General features: G+C 36.9%; 23 protein-coding genes, 1 riboswitch and 1 other annotated feature. Of the genes, 4 read left to right on the top strand and 19 right to left on the bottom strand.

Annotation, left to right across the window (positions count from 1 at the left end):
* Positions 1–16: 16 nt before the first annotated feature.
* The 5 genes from I6751_RS00855 to thiD all read right to left on the bottom strand — a co-directional run bounded on the left by I6751_RS00855 (position 17) and on the right by thiD (position 4,456).
* Entirely contained in the window at positions 17–193 is a 177-nt protein-coding gene (locus I6751_RS00855; protein WP_196591505.1) for a hypothetical protein, read from the bottom strand.
* A complete protein-coding gene (locus I6751_RS00850) occupies positions 178–861 on the bottom strand; it encodes an MgtC/SapB family protein (RefSeq protein WP_196591504.1) in 684 nt (227 codons plus the stop codon). The genes I6751_RS00855 and I6751_RS00850 overlap by 16 nt, the downstream gene beginning before the upstream one ends.
* Positions 862–1,198: 337 nt before the next feature.
* Positions 1,199–1,360: riboswitch (M-box (ykoK) riboswitch) on the bottom strand.
* 212 nt (positions 1,361–1,572) lie between these two features.
* The gene (gene aroH, locus I6751_RS00840; protein WP_182186768.1) at positions 1,573–1,935 is read right to left on the bottom strand and encodes a chorismate mutase; all 363 of its coding nucleotides are present in this window, start codon (positions 1,933–1,935) and stop codon (positions 1,573–1,575) included.
* Positions 1,936–1,996: 61 nt separating this feature from the next.
* Positions 1,997–3,601 (bottom strand): ABC1 kinase family protein, encoded by a 1,605-nt coding sequence (locus I6751_RS00835; protein ID WP_182186769.1) that lies wholly within the window; start codon positions 3,599–3,601, stop codon positions 1,997–1,999.
* 33 nt (positions 3,602–3,634) lie between these two features.
* On the bottom strand, positions 3,635–4,456 hold the full coding sequence (gene thiD / locus I6751_RS00830; RefSeq protein WP_196591502.1) for a bifunctional hydroxymethylpyrimidine kinase/phosphomethylpyrimidine kinase: 822 nt from the start codon (positions 4,454–4,456) through the stop codon (positions 3,635–3,637).
* Between the two features lie 363 nt (positions 4,457–4,819).
* Between thiD and I6751_RS00825 the strand changes: the two genes are divergently transcribed.
* Positions 4,820–5,635: a Cof-type HAD-IIB family hydrolase gene (locus tag I6751_RS00825; protein WP_196591501.1), complete on the top strand. Its 816-nt coding sequence runs from the start codon at positions 4,820–4,822 to the stop codon at positions 5,633–5,635.
* Between the two features lie 51 nt (positions 5,636–5,686).
* Here I6751_RS00825 and I6751_RS00820 read toward each other — a convergent pair whose 3' ends face one another.
* The 4 genes from I6751_RS00820 to mtnK form a co-directional block, all read right to left on the bottom strand.
* Positions 5,687–6,343, bottom strand: a complete 657-nt coding sequence (locus I6751_RS00820; protein ID WP_196591500.1) for a class II aldolase/adducin family protein — start codon at positions 6,341–6,343, stop codon at positions 5,687–5,689.
* A gap of 30 nt (positions 6,344–6,373) precedes the next feature.
* On the bottom strand, positions 6,374–7,741 hold the full coding sequence (locus I6751_RS00815; protein ID WP_196591499.1) for a PTS galactitol transporter subunit IIC: 1,368 nt from the start codon (positions 7,739–7,741) through the stop codon (positions 6,374–6,376).
* Between the two features lie 103 nt (positions 7,742–7,844).
* Complete coding sequence (gene mtnA, locus I6751_RS00810; protein WP_196591498.1) at positions 7,845–8,891, bottom strand: S-methyl-5-thioribose-1-phosphate isomerase; 1,047 nt, start codon at positions 8,889–8,891, stop codon at positions 7,845–7,847.
* 95 nt (positions 8,892–8,986) lie between these two features.
* Complete coding sequence (gene mtnK / locus I6751_RS00805; RefSeq protein ID WP_196591497.1) at positions 8,987–10,192, bottom strand: S-methyl-5-thioribose kinase; 1,206 nt, start codon at positions 10,190–10,192, stop codon at positions 8,987–8,989.
* Positions 10,193–10,463: 271 nt separating this feature from the next.
* Here mtnK and I6751_RS00800 point away from each other — a divergent pair, with 271 nt between their 5' ends.
* On the top strand, positions 10,464–11,249 hold the full coding sequence (locus I6751_RS00800; RefSeq protein WP_196591496.1) for a DeoR/GlpR family DNA-binding transcription regulator: 786 nt from the start codon (positions 10,464–10,466) through the stop codon (positions 11,247–11,249).
* A 133-nt stretch (positions 11,250–11,382) separates the two neighbouring features.
* Here I6751_RS00800 and I6751_RS00795 read toward each other — a convergent pair whose 3' ends face one another.
* The 3 genes from I6751_RS00795 to I6751_RS00785 form a co-directional block, all read right to left on the bottom strand.
* Entirely contained in the window at positions 11,383–12,816 is a 1,434-nt protein-coding gene (locus I6751_RS00795; protein WP_196591495.1) for a protein kinase domain-containing protein, read from the bottom strand.
* A gap of 328 nt (positions 12,817–13,144) precedes the next feature.
* Positions 13,145–14,935 (bottom strand): heme NO-binding domain-containing protein, encoded by a 1,791-nt coding sequence (locus I6751_RS00790; protein WP_196591494.1) that lies wholly within the window; start codon positions 14,933–14,935, stop codon positions 13,145–13,147.
* A gap of 205 nt (positions 14,936–15,140) precedes the next feature.
* Positions 15,141–15,602, bottom strand: a complete 462-nt coding sequence (locus I6751_RS00785) for an Hsp20/alpha crystallin family protein (protein ID WP_196591493.1) — start codon at positions 15,600–15,602, stop codon at positions 15,141–15,143.
* A 208-nt stretch (positions 15,603–15,810) separates the two neighbouring features.
* Between I6751_RS00785 and I6751_RS00780 the strand changes: the two genes are divergently transcribed.
* Both I6751_RS00780 and galE read left to right on the top strand, forming a co-directional pair.
* On the top strand, positions 15,811–17,064 hold the full coding sequence (locus tag I6751_RS00780; RefSeq protein WP_231037925.1) for an ATP-binding protein: 1,254 nt from the start codon (positions 15,811–15,813) through the stop codon (positions 17,062–17,064).
* 78 nt (positions 17,065–17,142) lie between these two features.
* Positions 17,143–18,132, top strand: coding sequence for a UDP-glucose 4-epimerase GalE (galE, locus tag I6751_RS00775; protein WP_196591492.1), 990 nt, complete (start codon positions 17,143–17,145; stop codon positions 18,130–18,132).
* Between the two features lie 6 nt (positions 18,133–18,138).
* Here galE and I6751_RS00770 read toward each other — a convergent pair whose 3' ends face one another.
* The 7 genes from I6751_RS00770 to I6751_RS00740 all read right to left on the bottom strand — a co-directional run bounded on the left by I6751_RS00770 (position 18,139) and on the right by I6751_RS00740 (position 24,786).
* The gene (locus tag I6751_RS00770) at positions 18,139–18,801 is read right to left on the bottom strand and encodes a 4'-phosphopantetheinyl transferase family protein (RefSeq protein ID WP_196591491.1); all 663 of its coding nucleotides are present in this window, start codon (positions 18,799–18,801) and stop codon (positions 18,139–18,141) included.
* Between the two features lie 24 nt (positions 18,802–18,825).
* On the bottom strand, positions 18,826–19,656 hold the full coding sequence (locus I6751_RS00765) for an Mrp/NBP35 family ATP-binding protein (protein WP_196591490.1): 831 nt from the start codon (positions 19,654–19,656) through the stop codon (positions 18,826–18,828).
* Positions 19,657–19,778: 122 nt separating this feature from the next.
* Complete coding sequence (locus I6751_RS00760; protein WP_182186780.1) at positions 19,779–20,135, bottom strand: NifB/NifX family molybdenum-iron cluster-binding protein; 357 nt, start codon at positions 20,133–20,135, stop codon at positions 19,779–19,781.
* A gap of 154 nt (positions 20,136–20,289) precedes the next feature.
* A complete protein-coding gene (locus I6751_RS00755; RefSeq protein ID WP_182186781.1) occupies positions 20,290–20,664 on the bottom strand; it encodes a DUF134 domain-containing protein in 375 nt (124 codons plus the stop codon).
* Between the two features lie 21 nt (positions 20,665–20,685).
* A complete protein-coding gene (locus tag I6751_RS00750; protein ID WP_196591489.1) occupies positions 20,686–21,912 on the bottom strand; it encodes an EAL and HDOD domain-containing protein in 1,227 nt (408 codons plus the stop codon).
* A 203-nt stretch (positions 21,913–22,115) separates the two neighbouring features.
* Positions 22,116–23,768, bottom strand: coding sequence for a dihydroxy-acid dehydratase (gene ilvD, locus I6751_RS00745; protein WP_196591488.1), 1,653 nt, complete (start codon positions 23,766–23,768; stop codon positions 22,116–22,118).
* Positions 23,769–23,805: 37 nt separating this feature from the next.
* The gene (locus I6751_RS00740; RefSeq protein ID WP_196591487.1) at positions 23,806–24,786 is read right to left on the bottom strand and encodes a bile acid:sodium symporter family protein; all 981 of its coding nucleotides are present in this window, start codon (positions 24,784–24,786) and stop codon (positions 23,806–23,808) included.
* Between the two features lie 125 nt (positions 24,787–24,911).
* Positions 24,912–25,147: a binding site (T-box leader), on the bottom strand.
* Between the last annotated feature and the right edge of the window lie 160 nt (positions 25,148–25,307).

The following is a 25,307-nucleotide window of genomic DNA, read 5'->3' as shown; positions in this document are numbered from 1 at the left end:
TTCCCTCCATATTTTGCTATGAGGAATTTATCTTTTCAGATGTATTGATAAATATTCTTTTTATGTAAATAAGATATTTATCAATACATCTGAATTTTTTATTATTTTCCCCAAAGTTTATCCTGTGATGACCACCAGCATCATCCATTGTCCTCACCCCTTTCAGTTCAATGCAATTTATAAATTTTTCCATCCGACTCCGATTACTCCTTTATTAATACTCAAGCGGGCAATCAATTTTTCTGCAATTACATTTCTTTGTTTGCCATAACACGAAACCACTGCTTCAATCTCCACTTTTTCACCAATAATATCACCACTTTCCAGTTTAATGAGTTTTAATTTTGTATCTGCAATATAATTCATGATTTTTTCTCGTATGGTCAATTCCTCTCTTTCCATACAAGTCACACAAATATGATATACATTCTCCGTTTCATCAAAATATTCCAAAGGTTTCAGCCAATTAGCAAATGGCCGCAACAATAAATTAACCATGAGTAATACCCCCGTAGCCGCCAAAACAATAGCATACTGTCCAGTACTGGCAAGTACGCCAATTGCTGCTGAACACCAAATAGTTGCTGCCGTATTTAATCCGCGTACACTAGTACCTTCTTTAAAAATAATTCCGCTGCATAAAAAACCAACTCCCGAAACTATCTGCGCTGCCACTCTGGACAGATCCGCCACATGTTCCGGCTCAATTACCATAGAAAACAGTACAAAAACACACGCTCCCAGGCTGACCAGTGTATTGATCCGGACTCCGGCCGGATGCCCTGTCAGCTGACGTTCTATACCAATCAAAATACCGGCTAGCACCGCTATTCCCAATCTCATCAAAAACATCGTAAACATTGTGTCCATCTCCCTCTCATAATGGATTTTTGCAGATCATTTAACCATTTCCACTAAAAAAAGGGCGCAAAAAATCCACAGTCAATTCAATTAAGAAAAATAATTCATTTTATTGTTTTTCTTAATGCCTGACTGTGGAAAATATTATTTATATTAATTCATTGATAAAAATCTATACTTAATATCACTAAAAATCAATTAAATTTCCCCAGTCCGGCATTTTTCGAATACTTCCATCATCCATCACATTCATCTCCTCAAATAAAACAAAAACCCATGTCCCGGTTACAAACCGCAGACATGGGAAAATATCAAATAATATTTTCGCAGTGCAAAAACACCACGCCACCGTTTGAGCTTTAACTTTGCAAGGCGGTGAAACTGTATTAGATGATACCTTGTTTTTCGATATCACCTGTTCAAACCTTCTCATAGTGTCTCCACCACTCCGCGGCAACAGTCCATATCCTTGCAGTAGCCTTACTTACCGGAACAATATTTAATTCTTGTTTATTATATGGCTCATATTTTCACTTGTCAATACTTTTTTATCAGCTTTACATTATCACGATTAATAATTATCATTAATCTTTTAGCCTTTTCTGCTTTATGAATATTTATACAATCCTCTATCATTGATAATCAACTGTCTTTTAACAAATGGGACTGCCAACTTAAAAACAAGATTCAATATCAATGTAGTTAACAAGATTATATCACACTTATATCCGGTCGCAATTTTCTTGCCCCACCCAAATAAACATGTTCTATTTCCGACTGTTTTTTAGAACTATCGGTTAAAAGCAGCACTCTTATACATTTTTCGATGCTATTATCCACTGCCATCTGCTGAGCATCAAAAAGCGGCACTAAATTCCAACCTGGCAGACAGCGTGCCGCTGCTGCCGGAAAAGCCGCTGTTACATCATGTGTCGCTGAAAAAATAGCCGCCCCGATATCATCCACAGTCAACTCATTTTTTAACATTATTACCCTTAACAATTCCTGAACAGCCTCATATATTTCTGTTTTATTATCTTTTTCTACCGTTATTGCCCCGCGTATGCCACGCAACTAAATCGCCTCTTTCATATTTTTGCCACAAAACAAATTATACTGCTTCTGCATTTTATTTTTAGCGATGTCGCCAAATACTTATCAAAAGGCGGGCGCATAAAATAAGCGCTGCCAAATATCCCAAAACGCCTAAAAAAGGAATTTCCAGAAATTTAGGTGTCATATTGGTCGTACAAATAATAGAAGATCCCAGCAGCAAAGCTGAACTTATAATGCCGATTATAAGTTTATTTATCATTTTGTCAAAATTTTTCAACGGCTCCTCTGAACCGGTCAAATCAAGATTGACCTTAGTCTGCCCACTCATCGTCATTTTTATCATATCCGACAGCTGTTCTGGCAGCTGCATTGACCGATACATAAGAGAATAACCATCTTGCCGTATTTTTTTTAGCTCGTCGCGCCAATTAAAATTCTTTGAAAAATCACTTTGCATCTGATCTTTTAAAATATCTACAAAACTAATCTTGGGACAGGTTATACGCATAATCCCGTCTATAGTCATAATACCTCGAGCAAACATGCTAAGTCCCGGTATTATTCCCAGATTATGCTGCCGTAACACAGCAATTATATCTTGAGACAATTGACCCAAATGCAATTCATCAAATCGCATATTATTATATCTCATCATTAATGTGTCTACATCTTCATACAACTTTATATGATTTATTTTGCCTCTGGCTATACCCAATGACAATATTGCTGATTTCATAGCAAAAGTATCATTATGAGCCAATGCATATACAGCTTTTTTTAAAGCACTTCTTTCTTGCTGCGAAAGACGTCCCATCATTCCTAAATCAAGCCAAATTATCTTGCCATTTCTCACCCATATATTGCCGGAATGAGGATCTGCATGAAAATAACCGTCCTTTATAATCTGCTTAATATAATTTTTCCCTAAATTGCGACCAAGCTGTTCAACATTATATCCAGCCTGTTTTAATTTATCTATCTCATCTATCCGTATTCCATCAATATATTCCATTACCAAAATCCGTGCTGTTGTCAACCGTCGGTAAACCTGCGGACAACCGACATTAGGGTCATCACTGTTCAGATGGCGAAACTCATCCAGATGGTCAGCCTCCATCATAAAATCCATTTCCTGTTTTGTAATGCTCCACATCTCATCAAGCACCGCCATGAAATCAATCACACCGCGAGACTTACTGAATAACTGCAAAAGACTCACCGTACGTTTAAGAAGCATAATATCTTGCGCCATTACATCATAGATTCCCGGTCTTTGAACTTTTATAACAACCCGTTCGCCATTTTTTAACACAGCACTGTGGACTTGAGCCATTGAAGCTGACCCCAATGCAGTTTCATCAATCGATTCAAAAATATTAGTCCATTTTTGGGCATATTCCTTTTCAATTACGGTTTTTATTACCTCAAACGACAGTGGATTAGCTTTAGTCTGTAATTTACTTAATTCATAAACATACTCACTGGGCAGAAAGTCAGGCCGCATTGATAACACCTGACCAAGCTTCACAAAGGTTGGCCCCAATGCTTCCAATATCAAACGCATCTTGAGCGGATTCATACCCCGTACTATATCATACTTACGCAATACTGACAGCATTGCCTTTAATCTGAGTGATGAACTTATATAACCATATTTATTATTTTCCCATATCCCATTCAGCATGCCTTGTCCCTGCCCCAATTGAACTCTTGCCTGTTATAGTGTATCCCTTGTTATCCACGTGCACGCCGCCATATGATTAAGCGGTCCGGTTCCCCGGCCGATATTTAATTTATCCGCCAGCAGTAAATTAATGTATTTTTTAGCATATTTAATACTTCCATGTAACGTCATTCCGTCTGCCAAATTACATGCAGCAGCTGATGATAAAGTACATCCGGTTCCATGTGTATTGGGGTTATTTATCCTTTTCCCGTGATATATATAAGTCAGTGATTTATCGCGCATAATATCATCAGCACTGCCAATAAGATGTCCACCTTTTATCAACACACCGCAATCATCATTGCGCCCATCAAAAATTGTATCATGTATTGCTATAGCGGCTTTCTCCATTTCCTCGTCATTGCGGGGCATGAATCCGCACAATACTTCTGCCTCACAAATATTGGGTGTAATCAACCTTGCCAAAGGCAATAATTCTTTCTTTAATGATTCAACAGCAGTTTTATCAATCAATTTGCTGCCTGATGTAGAAACCATAACCGGATCAATCACTATATTTTGAGCATCATATTGCCGCAACTTTTGCGCAATTGCTTTTATTACATCATCATTGGAAACCATCCCAATTTTTACCGCATCGGGAATAATATCAGTAAACACTGCATCCAGCTGTGCTGCCACAAAATCAGCATCTACTTTTGATATATTATATACACCGGTGGTATTTTGCGCTGTTAATGCCGTGATTACACTCATTGCATACATTCTATGAGCTGTAATTGTCTTGATATCCGCCTGAATTCCTGCTCCGCCGCTGCAATCCGATCCTGCAATAGTCAAAACCTTTTTCATATAAACACCCATTTACATAATTAATCATACAAACTGCACTTTCCAATGGGGCACAACATTAGCCCCATAAAGATGCAATTCGTCACCGCTACACGATTCTCCACAAAAGGAACAAAATATTGCATATTTATGAATGAAAATGGTTGCCTGCGACAACCCCTGTTTATATATTATATTATTTATAATAGTATAGCAAATATTTCCGCTATTTATTTTATAAAATAAATAAGTTATAATAACCGCAGTACAACTTATAAAAAAATTATAAACCAACCACTATATTTAATAATCTTCCATATCATGAAAGATATTATATTTTATTATTCATTGCTAAAGTAAATCATAAAGGACGGATTTTTTACGATGCCAATAAAGTTAATTGCTACTGATCTAGACGGCACTCTGCTCAATGATGAAAAAAAAGTCAGCCCTGCCAACATAAAAGCTTTTCAATCAGCTTATGAACAGGGAATAAATATCACCATAGCAACCGGCCGTATGCATTTTGCTGCTGCTTTTTTTGGAAAAGCAATAGGGGCCAATGTACCTGTAATATCCTGCAATGGTGCTATGATACGCGACATTAATACAGATGAACCAATATTCGAAACATATATTGACGATGCTGCCGTAGAAGAACTATTAGCTTTTTTCTTCGAACATAATATCTATTGCAGCTGGTATATTGGCACACAAAAATTTGCACCCTATTTTTCCTGGGACATGTTCTCCGGATACCATACTGTAAAGGGATTCAACATGACTGAAGTTGGTCATAATTATAAACCTTATACTAAAAAAGTTACCCAGGTAGTAATCAGGAGCAATACTAAAATACCACTTGAACTTACACAAATGCTTGAAGAAAAATTTAGGTCATTTGTTAAATTCCAACAAAATACTGGTTATACGATCGATATAACACCACCTGATATTACCAAAGCGGTCGGTTTAAAATATTTAGCCGAATACTTGAACATCCATCGGGAAAATATAATGACACTAGGTGATGGTGACAATGATATTGCCATGCTCGGTTATGCCGGTACTTCTGCAGCTATGGGTAATGCTATTGTTCCCGCCAAAAAAGCAGCAACCTTTATAACTGATACCTGTAACGCTGACGGTGTTGCTAAAGCCATAAACAAAGTCCTCAATAACAATAGGCCTATTAATTGATTATTCTGATAAGACCTGCTTACCCTTTATCAAGGGCAGGCAGGTCTTATTTTATTTGTTATTAAATTTTATATAGGAAGGATATTCCCATTTTTTTAGTTCTTCATCAGATAAAACATGTGGTTCTTTATTATTATTCATTGTCAACGTCCTGTAATAAATTTCTGCTATTTCCTCCACATATTTAGCCTTAAGATAAGTTTCTTCAATGCTTTCCCCCACAGTTATAACACCATGACTTTCCAGCAGGCAGGCATCTGATTTTTTCAATGGTTCAATTATCGATTTAGCCAGTTCTTTAGTACCAGGCCGGCCATACGGTGCCACATATACAGTCCCACCGTAATATGCCGCTTCATAAACTATTGGCGGTATCGGTTTTTTCAATACGGCAAAAGCCGTTGCAAAACGAGAATGTGTATGCACGACTGCTTTTATGTCATTTCTCGACTTATACGCATAAATATGCATAAGCACCTCACTGCTTGGTTTTAAATCATGTTCGTTCTCAATTACATTTAGGTGAGAGTCCATTACACATATATCTTCCGGTGTTAAATCTTCCCTGTCAACACCTGAGGGAGTTATCAGTATATAACCGGTGATTTCATCCCTGATACTGAAATTTCCTGATTTATGCTTACACAATCCATCATTGCTTGCCTTTTTAGCCATTTCTACTAATTCTTGCTTCTTATACTCGAGCATATTTTCTCCCTCCGGTTTTGCATCATGCATCTAGTCTTTTTGTTCTTTCAATTCCATTTGGATATCTTTTTTCTTCATAAACTTAACATACCAAAAGAATAATCCCATGAAACATATTAATAATCCTATCCCCCAAAATTCTCCATTTATCACATTAGCAGCATGAGTCAATATCCATCTGAACTCTGGTCCTTCTATACCATAATAGGTCAAAAGCTGTCCTTGCGGGATTGTAAGAGTATGTTGCACTTCTGCTAAATTGGTAAGTACCGGTGCGAACTCAGAAGAAACAATTAGATATATTGGCGTTGTTATCACACCCATTATAAACATCTTAAAAATATTGCCACCGGTTATAATAAGTGCCGGCACAGTTGCAGCCACATTTATTATTGCTGCTAAAGGCAAAACACTATTTATACCAAATTTTGCCAATACTATTGCCAAAATCAATTCCACCGGAACAAGTAATATCGAAGTTACCCAAAGCTCGGAACGTCCGCCCATGACCGACCAATCAATGCCAATGCAGAATTCTCTGCCCTTGTATCTTTTTTTCATATAATCACCAGCGGCTTCAGCTATAGGACCCAAAGACTCTAGGAATAAATTTGCTACAAGCGGGAAAAGCACCAATGCTGTGGCAATTTCAACACCAGTCTGTAATATCACCTTTAAACTGCATTGACCTATCCCGGCAATAAGTACACCGACAATAAAGCCCATGACACTATTTTCTCCAAATATACCGATTTTTTCTTTAAGTTTATCAGAATCCAAATTAATTTTATTCACTCCGGGAATCTGATCCAACAATTTACTTATCGGTGCCAATACGACACCTTCTAGGTTCATAACATGCGGACAGGTAATATTGTGTATTTTTGATAAATCTGCTACTGATTTTTGCACTATATCCGCATTTTTTAATTCCAATACAACCTGAATGGCCGCAGCAATAAATGCTAAAACTATACTACCTGTAATTGCTGCCACCAAGGTCGCCGTTAAAATTTTTCCCCATACATTCCACATATCTACATTAAGGCAGTTTGTCCATCCCAATGCCAACATAACAACATTTATTCCTATCTGTATCGGAAAAATTATCAATGCGTACGGCCACGCCCATGCTATAGCTGCCACCGGTGCCCAGCCAACATCTATCGTGGTAAGTTTTATTCCCGTACTATTTACAAACGCTGTAGCTGCCGGACTTATCGATTGAAACATAAATCCCAACACCACATTCATTCCAGTGAAAGCTATACCCAAAGTTAAACCGCATACCACAGCTTTTTTGAACTTCATCTTTACCCCCAATGCTATAAGGATCATAACAATTGGCAAAAAAACTGCTGCCCCCATGTCCAGGATATATTTTATTATATCTCCCATTTATCTTTATTCCCCTATCAAAATTAATACTACAACCGTACTGCATCGGTTTTTTTATATTTTTTGACACCTGATACACTACTTTTGCTGTCTTCCTGACCGACTACTTTAATATTTTCTGCAGATTTTCTTTAAACGGCGGATACACTATTCCCTTTTCCGTGACTATAGCCGTTATATTTTCATGTGGTGTAACATCAAAAGAGGGATTATAAACTTTAACATCTTTCGGTGCTGTCCACACACCAAAGCGACATGTTATCTCTTTAGGATCACGTTCTTCTATTGGAATATCCAGTCCCGCAGGTGTATTCAAATCTATACTCGGTGTCGGAGCCGCAATATACATTGGTATACCAAAATATCCGGCTAAAATTGATACCCCAAAAGTCCCTATTTTATTGGCGGTATCTCCATTGGCAGCAATTCTGTCACAGCCGACGATCACTGCATCTATTTTATGTTGTGCCATCACCACTGCCGCCATATTATCTGTTATCGTAGTGACATCAATTCCTGCCATCTGCAATTCCAAGGCCGTCAAAGTAGATCCCTGCAACCTTGGACGTGTTTCATCAGAATAAATTTTCAAATGCCAGCCTTTTTCCTTGGCCAGATACATTGGTGCTGTGGCCGTACCATATTTCGATGTAGCCAGCTGGCCGGCATTACAATGTGTCAGTATTCCCATATCATCTTTAAGCAAAGTTATAAGATTTTCTCCTATTGTCCGACAGATTTGTTCATCTTCATGATGGATACGAATTGCTTCTTCCCGCATTATTTTTTTGATATCAGTTATTTTATACTCCTTCACATCATCAATTTTTTTCAACATTCGTTTAAGTGCCCAGGAAAGGTTAACTGCTGTGGGTCTGCTTGAATTGAGATAATCGGCTTTACCTCTGACATATCCGTAAAAATCTGTGAAAGATGTTTCCGGTGCATTCTTTATACCAAAATACAATCCATAACCGGCTGTAACTCCTATAGCCGGAGCTCCTCTTACCACCATAGTTTTTATAGCATCATAAATGCCCTCCACTGTATCATATTCTATATACTCTATTGAATTAGGTAATTTGGTCTGATCAAGCAAAACCAATTTATCATCAGCATCTTTCCATTTTATTGCAAACAATTCCGACATAATATATTTCCTCCTCTAAATAATCCTGTTTTCATGTAAGAATCACATTATTCACACTTTTAGTAAAACAATTTCTCTATACGACAATGCGTTTATTAATTAACTGCAGCTTCAATTATTTTCACAAAATCAATAATAGATTCTATACTTTCCCGTCTCAACAAAACAGCCTGTGCGATTTGCATTCCCATCTGTTGCGCCTTTGCTCTTTCCTGCAGATTTTCTATTATATCCATATCCGGTACATGCGCCATACCAATAATTCTCCGCAAAATTTCACAAGCACAAAAGCCTGCTGTTTCATGCAACAAATTTCCTAAATAATATTCCTTATACCCATCTACAGTTGTTATTGTATCTTTGGTTTTATTTCCCCATAAAATATTAAATTCATTAACAAATTCTGCCCAAATTTCTTTTATAGATGTCAAAAGATGTTTTCTATAAGCGGTTATCGCCTGATTATCCTTATCATCTCTTCCTTCCCATGAAGCATAATTCAAAAGAAAATTTGCAAATAACAAACCTATATCATATCCATAGGGACCATAAAAAGCGAATTCACAATCAAACACTACCATTTTATCATCATTAATGAAAATTGAACCAGTATGTAAATCACCGTGCAGCAAAGATTCAGCCTTGGTCATAAATATATCTTTCAGCTTGGCGACCTCAAGGGTTATCCTTTTGTCCGACCACATTTTTTCAACATCAGCCTTAATATATTTATTAATATCATTTGATTCAGCATCGGTATAAGGATCATTTAAAACTAATCTTTCCGTTATATCACAAAGTTCCGGACTAATAAATTTACCCACAATTTTCTTTTTACCCATTGGACCCATTCCCATATCAGAAGTCAAAAACAAATTTCTAGCCATAAACTGTCCGATCTGTTTAGGAAATTTGGGAAATGACTTCATCTCCATCATCGCTTTACGCAGAATTTCCATATCCCCCAAATCTTCCATCACGGTAAGCGCATATTGATCACTGTGATGATAAATTTCAGGAACTGCACCTGGACAGACTTGCCCTTGCAACTTCAAAGTTTCTGTCTCTATTCTATTTCTGTCCAAAGTCAACTTCCAACCGTCACCGGCAATTTTAAGATATGGTAAGGCTTGTTTCACAATAACCCTTTTATTATTTTCCAAATCGGTAACACGAAATACCAAATTTAAATTTCCATCCCCGACTTCCTTACTGTTCAATTTATGGTTCTTAGGAAATATACCATTTTTCTTTAAATAATCTCCGATGATTTCATTATTCATCGCTTGATACTGCATCATTTTTATACCCCCTGATATTCATTTATGTTATTTATTAACATTTTATGTTTAAATATTACATCATAATGTTAATTTTAACAAATGGCATATAATAATAAAATTTTGTAAAATTTTATAAATTTCATCGATTATGTACTATTTCCATACACATACTGCATATAACAAAAAAATTTACTATATTTCAGTATTATTCTTTCACAAACAGTATTGCTATGCTATATTAAATATATAAATTCTCATGAATGACTATTATTCAGGAAAGGAGTCTCCTGTGACACAAGAGGAAAGATGGCTTGCCATCAAGGAAATATTAAATAATCATAAAAAAGTAGAGATAAAATATTTAAGTCGAAAATTAGCTGTCTCCGAAATGACAATACGGCGGGACCTTGAAAATCTGGAAAAAAAAGGTATATTAAAAAGAGTACTGAAAGGTGCTATAGCAACATCAATAAATAATACCGATCCCATTGATGACAGCTTGAAAATAAGGGCTCAGCAAAATGTTCCAGGGAAAAATGCTATAGCCAGATACGCCAGTAATCTCATCCATGATGGTGATATAATTTTCTTAGATGCTTCCACCACTGTCTATGCTTTATGTCCGTACATTGTTGATAAAAAAATAACCATTGTTACAAACTGTATACGTATCTGCAATTATTTCAATCTGATAAAAAATGTAAACATAATATTGGCTGGCGGTATATTACGATATGGTACACTTTCCCTGATTGGCACTGATACAAATACTTTTTTAAAACAATATAACACCAATAAGCTTTTTCTTTCGGGAAAAGCTTTATCTTTCAAAGACGGCCTGACCGATGTCAATGCCTTTGAAATAGAAGCTAAAAAAGCCGCCATGGAAAATACCGAAGAAGTTATTTTATTGCTGGACAGCACCAAACTGAATAAAACTTCTTTAATTAAAGTATGCGATATAACTGATATTTCCAAAGTTATTGTGGATGAGTCAAATAATTTTTCTCCAGAACAAACCGCAGTATTAAAAATGATAAAAAATAATATATCTGATGTTATAATAGCAAAATAAATCATCTCTTTTATTATATTTTACATATTGCCAAACGAATACAGGGTATAAAAATGAAAGTACAGCTTTCATTTTTATACCCTGTATTCGCATTAACTAATTAAACATTTTTTGTGTTTGTCTGCAATCAATATCAATTAAAAGCAAACTTTATTTCCGCTGCAGTATCAGCATAATTATCCGAATGTACAATAACCTTTATTTTAGCATTTTGCTGCGCAGGATAAAGCAGTACTGCACGGCTGAGCGGTAATTCAAATTTCATTTCATTACCGGCAGGAATACTTATATCACGGCGACATTCCACAGCCCCGGCCAAATGTTTAGTTATCGTATTGGGTGGATCACTAATCTGGGATAAATCAATGTAATACGGGACAAATTTTATCACCGGGTTTTTTATATCACTATCAGTGTTATTTTTGATTGTCAAAACTAATTTTGCCTTATCGGGAAAAAACACAGAATCTTTCCCCTTTGCGTCTCCCGCTTCCGACAACCCCGCTGCCTTTCCCATATTTACCACAATACTGTCGGCATTTTCCTCCTGCGGTTTACCGGGAAAAGCCAAACTAAGACTTAACTTCCCCTTTGCCAATCCATTGACTCCGACATCAGTACCATCTTGTCCATCACTGTTCCCCATGCCTTTTTCCAATTCAGCCTGCTCAGCCTCCTGTCTAGCACTCTCCTGTTCCTGAGCAAACGCCTGCTGTGCTTTTATTTCCTTCATTGGATCATACCACTTATTAAAGGCAAATAACGCCCCAAATATAATGATATATACTGCTGCGCAAATGCCTCCTATTTCCACCAATGATACCAACCATGCATTTTTAACTGCTTTTTTTAATTGTGCCCCATCTTTATAACGCTTGTCAGATGTTTTTTTACAACGGCGCAGGATTCTTGCATATTTCCCCTTATAGTCAGTTCCCAGTAAATTCTGCATTGTCATTCCCAGCGAATAAACGTCACTACGAAAATCAGCTTTTCCGGAAGTTGTCTGTTCCGGTGCGGCAAATCCGGTTATGCCTTTATATAAAGTCACTTTATCAACGTCATCACTGGCAGTACAATGATCAAATCCGATATATTTTACCTTGCCGCTCATTATCATAATGTTTTCCGGACAAATAGCACGATGCACTATATGTGCAGCATGAAGTTTTTGCAGTCCATCAGCCAACTGCTCAAATATCAGCTTTGCCAGCGTGGCATTTATCGGTTCCAGATCTCTTTGCTCCATCCATTCGACCAATGTTATTCCTGTTATATATTCTTCAATAACAGTAGTTACACCAAATGCCTTATTTTCGCTTACATAATAAATGATTGGCAATACCGAACTGGTGATATTACGCAGCTTATCATAAGCCAGACCCGTACTATAAATATGCTTTAGTACAAAAAGCGCTCCTGTTTTTTTTGCTGCTACGAGTATAGTTTCGCTGGTATCGGTCCGTTTCAACAGTTTTACTGTCCTATATGTGCTCTCAATTATTTTATTTTCAGATGGTTCTGCTGTGCTGTCAGCCGTATCCGTTCCAAGCTGTTCTTGTTCCATAAATTTAACCTGCTTCTTTATTAGGAAATTTTTATCAAAAAAATTATATCATATTTATAATTTGACATCACTAAATAAAATCCCTGTTTTCAAAAAAATAAAAGACAAATAATACGATAATAACTTATTGACCATCAAATATCATCTTTAACTCACACATATTGTAATTACACTGCCATTGCATAATCAATTTATAAATTAATTCGCTGACAAATAAAAATACTGTGATTTTGATGAAAATCACAGTATTTATCAGTAAAGTGCCTATTTTTTTTTAAATGATGTCATATTTTCAAGCGTTAAAAACCACAATAAATTTTTTCAACACCTAAACTTTAAAAACACCCACATCGTCACTAAAATATTGCGCTAATTTCTTAAACTCACCTATCTTATCACTAAGACTTTGAATTTTTTCATTATATAGATGTATGGATGAATTAATTTCTTCAGTAGCCGCAGAGTTTTCCTGGGTAATATCAACAATAGAACCTATTTTGTCATACACTTCGTTCATTCCATTCATTTCTCTTTCAAGCTGTGTTATCATTTCCAATATGCTATCAGATACAGCCCGTATTTTTTTCAAATGGGCTGTATTTTCATCCACAACAGATACCAAATTAGCATTTTCTTTGGAAAGAATACTATATTCCGTATCTACATGTTCTACAACCTCTTCTATGGTCTTAGTAATGGTCAATACATCATCAGAAATAATTTGGGACTGTTCTTGAGATTGTTCGGCAAGTTTTCTTACTTCCTCAGCCACAACAGCAAATCCTTTACCATGTTCACCTGCACGAGCAGCTTCTATCGCAGCATTCAATGCCAGTAAATTTGTTTGTCCGGCAATTGCTGCCACAGTATTAGTAATTTCTGTAATACGTTTAGTCTGATCACGCAGCCCTTCTACTGAAGCATTAACTTTAGAAAAGTTAGCCATACTGGAATTTATTTTATTGCTGGAATCACGTACATTATTAAAACAATTTTCAATTTCCCCAACAGAATTTTGTAGATGTGAATTATTATTGACCTGTTTTTCAACAACATTTTTCAAGGTAGAAATATTTTCATTTAAAATATTTACTGCCTGAGAAACTTTTTCAGCCGCCTCAACTGAAGATTCCGCCCTGCTGTTAACAACTTGAGCAATAGTATCAGAAGTACTGCCCATATGAGCAGCCAATTCATTAAATGAATCGCCATAATGAACAAGTTCATCATCATGCCCCTTTATACTGGTGAAGCGTTTGCGCATACTTACCTTATAAGCTTCCACCTGCTTTGCCAGCATCTCAAAAATGTCCCCGGATATGATTTCTACCGTGGATGCATACTTATGCTCTTGAATATCGCTTAAAATATTATGCAGGGAGTCAAATGGCCTAAGAATGGCTGTTGTAGCCAAATAAGAAATAAAACCAGCTGCGATAGGTAGCCAAAGTGGAAATACAACACCGACAGTTTTAGCTAAAAAAGCCACAATGAACAAAATAATAGTCGTTAAAACTCCGGATTTAGCGGCTAATGATGGTAAGAACCGCAACAAATTATTTAGACGATAGATTTTTCGATTTCTGATTTGATAAGGAAATTTCAATTTCAGTTTTAAAAAATCATCACCCTTTTCAGCAACTGTAATCGTTATTTTTTCATGATAATGCGCTGCAGCGCCATCTAAAAGTCCACGAAAATAATTAAATTTTCTTCTCTTAGAGCGATAAATAAACAACGCCTCATCAGAAGAAATATTTTCAATAGCGATCCCTGGTGGTTTCGCTCCTGGAATAAGTCTGGTTATTTCTACATGAATATCGTGCAGAGAACTCAAAAAAGAATACAAATTTTCTCTTTGAAAAAATCCCGGATAAAACTCATAAAAAGTTTCAGCATTATCCTTCCCTATGGAATGCCATACTTCAGCATTCGTCTTGCCCAACTTCTTGGCAATAGTATCACCGAGTGCCTGTGCCGTTTTATCATCAATATCTTCACTGGGTAAAAATATGTGATTAGCTTTTATGCCAATCTCATCCATGACATTTTTAACGAGTTCATCACCCCAGAGCTTTTTGCAAGTGCGAACCCATGTAGCAACTATAGTACCCTTCATATATGAGGCTCCTCTTCTTTTATTAACTGTCCTTATTATATAACGTTTTTAAACATGAGTAAACGATAATAGAGTTAATTATAATAGCCTAAGTTCAAAAATTTCTGTAATTTATCAGTAATATAAAAATCTCCGTATCAACTGTAAAAAGCAGCTGATATGGAGATTCATCCCGCTGTTAGCGGCTGACTTAAAAATCAAGAATTTATTCAATTGCAATATGTTTTGCCGTGTCCTGAGGCGTAACCTTTGGCAGACGTATATTTAAAATACCATCCTTAAATTCCGCCTTAACCTGACCTTCATCAATATTATCAATATAGAAAGAACGTGACATACTGCCACTCCGGCGTTCACGACGAATATATTTCCCGTCGCTGTCCTTTTCTTCTTTATTATCACCAGTACTGGCCTGTATTGTTAAATATCCACTGTCATAACTTAAAGAAATGTCTTCCTTTTTTACACCAGGAAGTTCGGCAGACAATTCATAAGCATCATCCAAATCTTTTACATCCACTTTGAAAGAAGCAAAACCCGACATTGCAGTCTGCATCGGAGCAAATGCCGAATTAAAAAAAGGTTCATTAAAAATATCAAACACCCGCCCAAAACCATCATCTTTCTTGCTGATATTATTTTTTGTAAAAGGAACCAAACCAAACATTAGGAAAACCCCCTTAAATAATTTATTTATAATTTTATTTTTATAAGGCTCTCTGACTGCTATACCAATCTTCAATCCTTACAATTATTATTATACTCCAAAAAGTCAAAAAGTCAATAAATCAATAAGTCAATTTTTTTTTATTATATATATCATTACCTATTGGCAATGGATATTTTTTTTGCTATTATATAAAGATATTGTAATTATGATAAGAATAGGTGATACTATGGATGTTAATTTGACACAATTGATTACTTTTCCTTCTTTTCGGAAAAATAAAATTATCCGTCTTTACAGCAATGCCGTCAGTGATCCTTACAACATAACGCTGCAGCATTCTTTCCTGTCTGCTCTGGTTCAGCAGAGTGAACAGCTGGGCCTTTCCGGTCAATTATTTTCCGCATACATAATTTATTTACTATCAGAAGGAAATAATTTAGCTGCTGCCAGCATCCGGCAGGGGAAGTTTCCCGATAAAAGTCTTCAAAAACTATTGAAAATTGATATGGAAGTTATTTATCCTTATTTGAAAATTGACTTATTGGGTGACAATAAAATCATTGATATAGTAAACGCCTATTCACCGGTGAAAACTTGTTCTAATGAACTTTACGCCTTATTATCTCAGTCATTGTCACAAACTCAGTCAGCTGAAGAGGCAACGCTTTGCCTGCTTGATCATTATAAAAAATTTGGCTCTGGTAAAATGGCCCATTATCGCGCTTTTTATTGGAATAATAACAGTGGCCTCAACGGTATTAAATACTTTGAGTCCATAAAAATGTCTGATTTAATAGGATATGATCGACAAAAACAAACACTTATTGATAATACAATTGCTTTTATTAAAAATAAACCTGCTAACAACGTTTTGCTTGTTGGTGCCCGCGGCACAGGAAAGTCTTCCGGTGTTAAAGCGTTAATCAATGAATATTATGAAAAAGGTCTGCGCCTCTTACAAATAACCCGGGATCAAATAAAATTACTGCCGGATATAATGGAACATCTGCGCCAATTGGCCGGTTATAAATTTATTGTTTTTCTTGATGACTTATCATTTAATGAAACAGAAACAGAATACAAATACCTGAAATCAGTGATTGAAGGAGGTATCTCATCAATTCCGTCCAATGTAGTATTATATGCCACATCAAACCGTCGACACCTTATCAAGGAAACCTGGAATGACCGGGAAGACACACAAGATGAATTGTATCGCAATGACAGTGTAAATGAATCAATATCATTATCCGATCGTTTTGGCATAATTATTGTATATGATGCCCCAAATCAAGATGAGTACCTGCAAATCATCGATAGTTATCTGCAAAAAACCGGCATTAAATTGGATAACAAACAGCTGCGTATTGAAGGCCTGCGCTGGGAACTGACTCATTCTGGCAGAAGCGGACGAGTGGCACGGCAATTTGTCAATTGGTATTTGGGCCAGTATAAATAATTTAGGGGTTATCCTCACTTCGTATTCATGCTAAAATTAAATTATAGTTTCAAAATCAATAAAAGTGAGGATATAAAAATGTCAATACTAGTGTGTGGCGGAGCTGGCTATATTGGTTCGCATATGGTAGATAAGTTATTGGAAGAAAATGAAATTCCCATCGTAATAGATAATCTCAGGACCGGACATCGCCAGGCAATACCTGATAAGGTAAAATTTTATAATGGTGATATACGCGATGCTGTTATATTAGACAGGATATTTACAGAAAATGACATAGATGCCGTTATCCATTTTGCAGCCTGCTCATTAGTCGGTGAAAGTGTAGAAAAACCACTCTTGTATTTCAATAATAATATATATGGCATGCAGATATTACTTGAAGCCATGGTTAAACACCATATCGGCAAAATCGTCTTTTCTTCCTCTGCCGCAACTTATGGCGAACCTCAACGAATTCCAATAAAGGAAAGTGATCCCACAGAACCTACTAATCCATATGGTGAATCAAAACGCACCATGGAAAAAATGATGAAATGGGTAAATTCCGCACATGGTATCCGTTATATTTCTCTGCGTTATTTCAATGTAGCCGGAGCAGCAGAAGATGGCCATATTGGTGAAGCCCATACTCCGGAAAGCCACTTGGTTCCCATCATACTGCAAGTTCCTTTAAAAAAACGCGCTGCCATAACTGTCTATGGCAGCGACTATCCGACAAAGGACGGTACCTGTATAAGAGACTATGTCCATGTGGTTGACTTGGCAGACGCTCACATGAAAGCTCTGAATTATCTGCGTCAAGGAAACTCTAGTGATATTTTTAATTTGGGCAGCGGCAATGGATTTTCTGTTAAAGAAATGATTGATTCAGCAAAAAAAGCCACCGGTCAGGATATCAAAGTTATAATTGGAAAAAGACGCGCCGGTGATCCGGCACGGCTTGTAGCATCCAGTGAAAAAGCAGAAAGAGTCCTTGGTTGGCAGCCTAAATATACATCTATGGAAGCTATCATAAGTACTGCCTGGAACTGGCATAAAACGCATCCCAACGGATTCAATGACTAAAACATTTCAATATAAGTCAGCAAAATCCACTTGTTGCAATGCCGGTTTAGAAGTAATCCCAGTCGTACATACTGCTATATGGTATTCGGTAAATTCATATTCAATAAATTGATACGGCAGTGGTTTATTTTCCTGATAGGCAGCTACCCCATCAGCTAATATTTTTATAGCAAATGTGTCAAGCATACCAGCGATTCCCCTGCCTAAAGCTTTTATATAACTTTCTTTTAATGTCCAAATGCGAAAAAATGCTTCCGTTTGTTTTTCCGTTGGCAATCCAATCAAATAATCATACTCATCAGTATGTAAAAAACGTTTTGCTAAATCCATATGACATATATTACTTTTTTGAATATCAGCACCAAGTTCATTTTTATCTACTGCACACAAAATATATTCACCGGAATGTGAAAGATTAAAATACAGCAATCCACTTCTTAAATACGGTTTTCCATAACCATTAGTATATATTTCAGCGTTTTCGCCATATATTTCATGTTTTTTTAAGATATAGTCAAGTAAAAGTCCGGCTCCGGCAGATTGCATACGAGTTTTTTCCGCCGTGCCGGACTTCAGCTTTTTCTGTCTTCTCTCAGGCAATAACTGTATTGCCCGGAAAAATAATTTACTGTTTTTTAAAATATTATTATCAGCTATATAAATTTCCATACTGCTATATCTCCAGCCTATAAATCAAGCATTTTGCTCAATGTAGGCGGCCAATAAATTCAAATAATCATTCGCAAAATCTTCTATACCGTCTTTATCACATTCTGCAGCCAAAGCAGGATCAAGCGGGATCTGCGCTGTTTCATGAATATTATAAAAACCAGCCAAAGATGCCACATTACTTTCACCAAATATCTTGTGTTTTTTACCACAATTGGGACATTTGAAATAGGCCATATTTTCAACTATTCCTAATACAGGTTTATTCATCATTGAAGCCATCTTTACTGCTTTTTCAACTATCATCCCTACTAAATCCTGCGGTGAAGTCACGATCACAATACCATCTACCGGTAACGATTGAAATACGGTTAATGGAACATCACCAGTTCCTGGCGGCATGTCAACAAACATATAGTCAATGTCACCCCATACTACCTCGTTCCAGAATTGTTTAACGACGCCACTGATTATTGGCCCACGCCATACAACAGGATCAGTAGCATTCTCCAGCAGCAAGTTGACTGACATCAATTTTATACCTGTCTTAGTCGTAACCGGTAAAATTGTTCCCTTGGCATCGCAGGCAGCTTTTTTATCAATGCCAAAAGCTTTTGGTATTGAAGGTCCTGTAATATCAGCATCCAGCACCCCAACATTAAATCCCCGCCGCCGCATGATTACTGCCAGCATAGATGTGACAAGGGTCTTTCCTACACCACCCTTACCGCTGACTACCGCGATGACTTTTTTTATATGGGAATCAGGATTTCCCTTTTCCATAGGAATTTTTGTACGTTCCTGACAGTCTGAAGTTGCACAGCTGCCACAATCATGTGTACATTGTTCACTCATTTTTTTCATCCTTACAATAATTTTTTTAATACATGCATATTATAACATAAGCTTGCCTTATCAGTGAACGCATTATTCTGTAACAATATCTCATTAATCTTTTTGTTACTCAGCAGACAACATTATTTTCTGCATTCATTACGATGTTCATGTCTATTACATACCGAACCATCCGAAACCAGCTTACCCGCAATATATTGTTCAATAACTTCTTTCACAGTGCCCGTGACACCGGTAATAACTTTAATATCCTTTTGTTTGCAAATTTCAACAGCTCCCTGACCCATACCACCGGAAATTATTACCTGTACACCCATATCATTCAGGTATACCGGCAGGAAACCCGGTTTATGTCCAGGATTATCTATCAATTTGTTTTCTACAATCTTTCCATCATTTACGTCAAAAATATTAAACGTGGAACAATGTCCAAAATGCTGGGCAACCATATCGTTTTCACATGCAATTGCTATTTTCATTTCATATGTCTCCTTACACAAACACTTTATTAACACACTATGTCAATAAAATTACATTATAACACCTATTATAATGTAATTATTATATTAATTTATGACATATGTCATTTATATGCTAACATATTATTATCATATGTCAATAACATTTCAAAAACTAATTTTCACTTTGATCCCGCGAAGCTAATGCACATCTGTGTTTATGGCATCTGCTGCATATACAAAAATTCTCCATGCCGTCACAAATCTCGTATTCTCCACCAGCTATTATTAATAGCTTTCCATTCACCAATGAATCGGCTAATTTTTGTCTTGCACCATTATATATTTTTTGTACAGTAGTCCGTGCTATCTTCATCTGTTTGGCACAATCTTCCTGTGTAAACATTTCTAAATCAATTAACCGTATTGTTTCATATTCATCAATGGTCATATTAATAGTATCTTTGGGTAATTTTCCCTCCATCAAAGGTCCGAATCTATTTTGTTTAGGTAAATAGCATACTTTTCTCCATTTTTTCGGTCTAGCCATATTTTCACCTCTGTATCTAGGTTATTGATACATATTTTCAGTCATTTCCGTTGCACAATGCACTGCTTCATTATAAAAATCAACCAATTTGCGTTCAGAAAAATGGTTCAATACGCACCAGTCACGCACGCCATTCCATTCGCCTCGTTCATAGTGTATCACCATCCGCAGCAATTCTCCAATTGGATTTTTTTTATACAGCAGTGCTTCTTTAATTTCGTCAGCAAGTCCCAATTCATTAACAACATGTTCCATCGGCTGATCCAAAATAACATCCGACAGTGACAACATCCCCACTAAAAAAGCTGTCTCACTATTCAACACCGGATTTTTCAACGCCGCCGCCACAATTTCACAAAGCTTAGCCCGTACAAGCAGCATAATAAATAATTCATTAGGTTTTTCTGCTGACAAATCCCTTAAACATATCAAATTGACCCAGTTACGCGTGCCATTGAGTCCCAGCAATGCAATAGCCTGCCTGATATTATGCACCTTATTACGAATACCAAGATAAGGTGAATTTATATATTTCAGCAGTTTATGAACCAATGATACATCTTGCTTTACTATTTCTTCTACAGATTGTATGTTAATATTAACACGATTAACCTCCCGCAAAAGTAAAAACTGTGATGCTAAATTCACACGAAAAGCTTTTTGTGAAATAATAACCGGTCTGCAAAAAAAATATCCCTGAAAATATTCATAACCCAATGATAAAGCCTGTTTATATTCTTCTTCAGTTTCTACTTTTTCTGCCAGTAATTTAACATGTGCCGGAATTATTTCGCGCATTTTTTGCCGTTCAGCCTCTGTATTAGTAATGATAAAATCAATCTTTATTATATCAGCTAAATCAATAAACGGCTGATATTTAGGATCAAAAACAAAATCATCCAACGCAAATTTATAGCCTTTTTCTCGTAAATGTTTACATATGTCAATCAATGATTTTGTCGGTTCTGTATTTTCCAATATTTCTATATAAACCATCCCTGGTGGCAATAATAATACATCACCATTTTTTATATTTTTTCCGGTAAAATTTACAAATACTTTTTTTCTGTTGGCTATTTTTTCTAGGCCAATAGTAACCATGCTGTTGTATAAGATGCTTTGGGTGGCATCATAGCCGTCAATTTTATCACTCATGGCATTTTTAAACCCATCACGAAACAACAGCTCATATGCCACTGTTTCTTTATTTATATTTAAAATCGGCTGTCGTGCCACATATACATCCATAAAACAATCATCCCTTCTTGTACCAAATAATTAACAGTAAATTATTATTGACGAATTCTTACCTGTTAATAATTATAATAAATTATTCCAAATAATGTAATACTTTTTCACAAAAATCATTACTTAATTTGTAAAAATCATTACTTAATTTAAAACAACTGCTATCTTTTATTGATAGCAGTTGTTTTAAATTAAGTGATATTTTACTGTAATACGGCTCCTGTACTGGCTGAAGTAGTCAGTTTAGCATACCGGGATAAATAACCTGTCTTAACTTTTGGTTCGGGTTTCACCCAGCCTGCCCGACGTTTTTCCATTTCGGCCGCGTCTACCTCCAGTTCCAGTTTACGTCCCGGAATATCAATATTAATTATGTCGCCTTCTTTTATAAGCGCTATCGGTCCTCCTGCCATAGCTTCAGGTGAAACATGCCCGATACAGGCACCACGCGTTGCTCCGGAAAATCTTCCATCAGTAATAAGTGCTACTTTCAATCCCATACCTGTAATAACAGCTGTCGGATTAAGCATCTCCCGCATTCCCGGACCACCCTTAGGGCCTTCATAACGAATAACAACTACATCACCATTTTTTATCTTTCTGCTGGTTATCGCAGCAATAGCTTCTTCTTCAGAATTAAACACCCTGGCCGTTCCCTTATAACACAGCATATCTTCAGTAACAGCACTTTCTTTCACTACTGCATAATCCGGTGCCAGATTGCCTTTCAAAACCGCAATACCGCCGGTTTTACGATATGGCGCGTCAACTGTTTTTATGACATCCGGCCGTTTTATAGCAGCATTGCTGATTCTCTCACCAATTGTACCATCGACTGTCAGTGCATCTAAATGAATGAGATTTTTACGAGAAAGTTCTTTCATTACAGCACAAATCCCGCCGGCTTCATTAAGATCCTGCATATGATGCGTACCGCCAGGACTCAATTTTGTTATATATGGTGTATGGGCACTTATCTCATCAAACAAAGGTGTCGGCAGCGTAATACCTGCTTCATGAGCAATGGCCGTCAAATGAAGTACTGTATTGGATGAACCACCAATTCCCATATCGACAGTCATTGCATTTTCAAAAGCCTGTTTCGTCATGATATCACATGGTTTTATATCATTTTTTACCAAGTCGATTATCAGTTCGCCGGCTCTTTTTGCCAAAAGGCGTCTCTGTCCAAAATAAGCTGCTGGGATCGTACCATTTCCCGGCAATCCCATTCCTAATACTTCAGTCAAACAATTCATCGTATTAGCTGTAAAAAGACCGGAACAAGAACCACAGCCCGGACAAGCATCAGCTTCCAACGAAGCCATTTCGGTTGCGTCCATTTTCCCTGCAGCAAATTTACCGGCAGCTTCAAAAGTCGTGCTGACGCTCACATTTTGTCCATTATGGCGACCGGCAAGCATCGGTCCGCCGCTTACCACAATACAGGGAATATTAAGGCGCGCCGCGGCCATCAGCATTCCAGGAACTATTTTATCGCAATTGGGAATTAAAACCAAACCGTCAAAAGCATGTCCGGCAGCAACGGCCTCTATCGAATCAGCAATAAGTTCCCGGCTGGCTAAAGAATATTTCATTCCCTGATGCCCCATAGCTATACCATCACAAATACCAATTGCCGGAAATTCAACCGGCATGCCGCCTGCTGCTGCAACACCCAGTTTAGCCGCTTCAGCAATAGTCCGCAGATGAATATGTCCCGGAATTATTTCATTGAAAGCATTTACGATCCCAATCATCGGTTTTTTTAAGTCTTCCGGCCCATATCCCATGGCATAGAACAGTGCACGATGTGCCGAACGTTCCGGTCCTTTTTTTGCTAAATCACTTTTCATTTTTATAACTTCCCTTCAATAATTAAATATTGCCTTATCACGCATGGATCGTTGTTTTCCCAGCAGCTACCGCATCACCTTTATTTACAATGTTTTTTGTTCGCGCCGCCAGGATATTAGCCAATAAAGAGCCAGAGATATTATGCCATACACTAAATATAGCACCTGGTATAGCCGCCGCTGCACCAAAATGCATAAGTGCCAGCGATGTAGCCAAGCCCGAATTTTGCATTCCTACTTCAAATAACACTGCCTTACGCTTTGGCATATCAAATCCGGCAATTTTGGCCGCCGTGTATCCCAACAAATAACCACAGATATTATGTATTATTACAATACCGATAATCAAAAGCCCTGTCTGGATAATTTTTTGCGCACTGGCAGATACCACCGCCCCGACTATAAGCATAATAGCAAGCACGGATATCAATGGCAGCACCTTAACCGCTTTTTGCACAAAACGGCCAAAAAATCTATTAACTACAATTCCTAATGCTATCGGTAACACAACTACCTGAAAAATTGAAATAAACATCGCTTCCAATGATATAGATACCCATGCTCCAACCAAATACCAAGTAAGCAATGGAGTAATAAATGGTGCCAGCACTGTCGTCGTTATTCCGATAGCAACAGACAACGCTACATCACCTTTAGCAAGAAAACACATCACATTGGATGATGTTCCGCTTGGACATGTTCCTACCAGAATAACGCCTACTGCCAGTTCAGGCGGCAGCCCGAAAGCCTTAGCCAATCCCCATGCCAAAGCCGGCATTATTGTAAAATGTGCTGCCGAACCGATAAACACATCACGCGGCCTTGTAAACACAAGCGCAAAATCTTTCCAGCGCAGAGTCATCCCCATACCAAACATGACGATTCCCAGCAAATAAGTTACATATTTAGTAGCCCAAGTAAAAGACCATGGCTGCAGCAATGCTATTATTGCAATCAACAAAACAAGTGCTGCCATATATTTAGTTATAAAACCACTGACATTATCAAAAATCTTCATTACTCTTCTCCTTCAATTTCTATTGACTATATCCGCATATTATTGTTGAATTTAACCACTGTCCTTTTACTTTTCAGCACAACTGACAACTATAATTTCCACAACAAAAATCCGCCCCTTAAAAATAAAGGGACGGATTTTCCGTGTTACCACCCAACTTCATTCGTTAGTTTACAACGAATGCTCTCACAGCGCACCAACATACGCTTTTCCTGTAACGGGGAATACCGTCTCCACTTACTCTTTTCAGCGTTGCTTTTCAGAGATGATTTTCCACAAAAACCTGCCTATCGATTTTCACCGCCCATCGACTCTCTATAAAACAAGATAAATGTGTACTCTTTCTCTTCATAAAATTTATTATCGTCATATTATATTGTAATTTTGTAATTGTTAAGTGCTGTGACATTTATTCTATTATTTTAAAAATAATTTGTCAAGTAATATTATATATTTACCGAATAATTCATACCTGAACGCACCATAATCAATCAAACAATTCCCCGCAAAATTGCAAAACA

Source organism: Pectinatus frisingensis (assembly GCF_015732285.1).
Classification (GTDB): domain Bacteria; phylum Bacillota; class Negativicutes; order Selenomonadales; family Selenomonadaceae; genus Pectinatus; species Pectinatus frisingensis.
This window is presented reverse-complemented; position numbering and strand designations above follow the sequence as displayed.

Excerpts from the sequence above, each read along its gene's own strand:
- I6751_RS00825 (WP_196591501.1), top strand. The coding sequence starts at position 4,820 with ATGCCAATAAAGTTAATTGCTACTGATCTAGACGGCACTCTGCTCAAT.
- I6751_RS00835 (WP_182186769.1), bottom strand. The coding sequence starts at position 3,601 with ATGCTGAATGGGATATGGGAAAATAATAAATATGGTTATATAAGTTCA.
- ilvD (WP_196591488.1), bottom strand. The coding sequence starts at position 23,768 with ATGAAAAGTGATTTAGCAAAAAAAGGACCGGAACGTTCGGCACATCGT.
- I6751_RS00740 (WP_196591487.1), bottom strand. The coding sequence starts at position 24,786 with ATGAAGATTTTTGATAATGTCAGTGGTTTTATAACTAAATATATGGCA.
- I6751_RS00815 (WP_196591499.1), bottom strand. The coding sequence starts at position 7,741 with ATGGGAGATATAATAAAATATATCCTGGACATGGGGGCAGCAGTTTTT.
- I6751_RS00765 (WP_196591490.1), bottom strand. The coding sequence starts at position 19,656 with ATGAGTGAACAATGTACACATGATTGTGGCAGCTGTGCAACTTCAGAC.
- I6751_RS00760 (WP_182186780.1), bottom strand. The coding sequence starts at position 20,135 with ATGAAAATAGCAATTGCATGTGAAAACGATATGGTTGCCCAGCATTTT.
- mtnK (WP_196591497.1), bottom strand. The coding sequence starts at position 10,192 with ATGATGCAGTATCAAGCGATGAATAATGAAATCATCGGAGATTATTTA.
- I6751_RS00850 (WP_196591504.1), bottom strand. The coding sequence starts at position 861 with ATGTTTACGATGTTTTTGATGAGATTGGGAATAGCGGTGCTAGCCGGT.
- galE (WP_196591492.1), top strand. The coding sequence starts at position 17,143 with ATGTCAATACTAGTGTGTGGCGGAGCTGGCTATATTGGTTCGCATATG.
- I6751_RS00790 (WP_196591494.1), bottom strand. The coding sequence starts at position 14,935 with ATGAAGGGTACTATAGTTGCTACATGGGTTCGCACTTGCAAAAAGCTC.
- I6751_RS00780 (WP_231037925.1), top strand. The coding sequence starts at position 15,811 with ATGATAAGAATAGGTGATACTATGGATGTTAATTTGACACAATTGATT.
- I6751_RS00855 (WP_196591505.1), bottom strand. The coding sequence starts at position 193 with ATGGAAAAATTTATAAATTGCATTGAACTGAAAGGGGTGAGGACAATG.
- I6751_RS00755 (WP_182186781.1), bottom strand. The coding sequence starts at position 20,664 with ATGGCTAGACCGAAAAAATGGAGAAAAGTATGCTATTTACCTAAACAA.
- thiD (WP_196591502.1), bottom strand. The coding sequence starts at position 4,456 with ATGAAAAAGGTTTTGACTATTGCAGGATCGGATTGCAGCGGCGGAGCA.
- I6751_RS00750 (WP_196591489.1), bottom strand. The coding sequence starts at position 21,912 with ATGGATGTATATGTGGCACGACAGCCGATTTTAAATATAAATAAAGAA.
- I6751_RS00785 (WP_196591493.1), bottom strand. The coding sequence starts at position 15,602 with ATGTTTGGTTTGGTTCCTTTTACAAAAAATAATATCAGCAAGAAAGAT.
- I6751_RS00795 (WP_196591495.1), bottom strand. The coding sequence starts at position 12,816 with ATGGAACAAGAACAGCTTGGAACGGATACGGCTGACAGCACAGCAGAA.
- mtnA (WP_196591498.1), bottom strand. The coding sequence starts at position 8,891 with ATGTCGGAATTGTTTGCAATAAAATGGAAAGATGCTGATGATAAATTG.
- I6751_RS00820 (WP_196591500.1), bottom strand. The coding sequence starts at position 6,343 with ATGCTCGAGTATAAGAAGCAAGAATTAGTAGAAATGGCTAAAAAGGCA.
- I6751_RS00770 (WP_196591491.1), bottom strand. The coding sequence starts at position 18,801 with ATGGAAATTTATATAGCTGATAATAATATTTTAAAAAACAGTAAATTA.